This is a genomic window from Mycobacterium sp. NGS62 (assembly GCF_059812285.1).
The window spans coordinates 1-975 of sequence record NZ_JCALCK010000072.1 but is presented as its reverse complement, the minus strand read 5'-3'; the positions used below and the strand labels follow the sequence as shown (position 1 = coordinate 975).

Below are 975 nucleotides of genomic sequence, written 5' to 3'. Positions count from 1 at the left end.
TCTAGCGCGGTATCTGCATCCGGCTCCTCGTGCCCTACGCGCGCATGCTCCAACGCGCCGTCCGTGATGCATCAAGTAAAGATGCCCGCGAAATCTGATCCATGCATCACGTAAGAAATGCCCGCGAAACCGGGTGGTTCAGGAGGCCTTGATCCGGATGCCTTTGCGGATGTCCGGTAGGGCGGTGGGAATGCTTGCCAGGTAGAGCTGCTCGGTCTTTTCCTTGGCCAGGACGAGGAGTCGGCTCTGGAGGTCGGCGATCTCGCGGGCGATCTTGGCGGGGTTGAGGCTGTCGCGGTAGGCGAGCAGTTCTGATTGTTGGGCTGGTGAGAGGACTCCAGCGGCCAGCAGCCGGTCCAGTGGGGTCTTGGGGTTGTCGTAGAGTCGGCGGCGCTGACCGTCGCGGCTGCAGCCGTAGCCGATGGGTTTGATGGTGGGGGTCAGGTAGTTGAGCCGGTCGTTGACCAGGCGCCAGAGCCGGTTGAGCACCGCACGTTCCTCGTCGGTGTCGTAGCGGTAGTAGAACCCGTACTTGCGCACCAGGTGGTTGTTCTTGGCCTCGATCGTGGCCTGATCGTTCTTCTTGTACGGCCGTGAGCGGGTGAAGAAGATCTCCATCTGCGCGGCCCACTTGATGACGGCTTTATTCAGGAACTCGCTACCGTTGTCGAAGTCCAAACCGGTGACCTCATAAGGTATTTCATGCACACCTGTCTTCAGTGCGCCGAGGATGTGGGTGTGGGCGTTGTTGCGCACGGTGCGGGTGAAGACCCAGCCGATATGCATATCGGTGAGGTTGACGGTGGGGGCGAACTCACCTTTGAGGGTTGGTCCGCAGTGCGCGACGGTGTCGCCTTCGAAGAACCCCGGCGATGCCTCGACCTCGTCGGTGGCCTTGCGGATCGTGATCGCCGACCGCAGCAACGGGGCTGGCTTGGTGGTCGATCTCCCCGTGATCTGGTCGCGGGCCTTACC

1 protein-coding gene is annotated in these 975 nt (G+C 61.7%); it reads right to left on the bottom strand.

The genetic code is table 11. The features are described from left to right. Window positions 1–138: 138 nt before the first annotated feature. A partial coding sequence (locus tag AC5Y49_RS24740; RefSeq protein ID WP_499892010.1) for an integrase catalytic domain-containing protein occupies window positions 139–975 on the bottom strand: 837 nt, incomplete at its 5' end.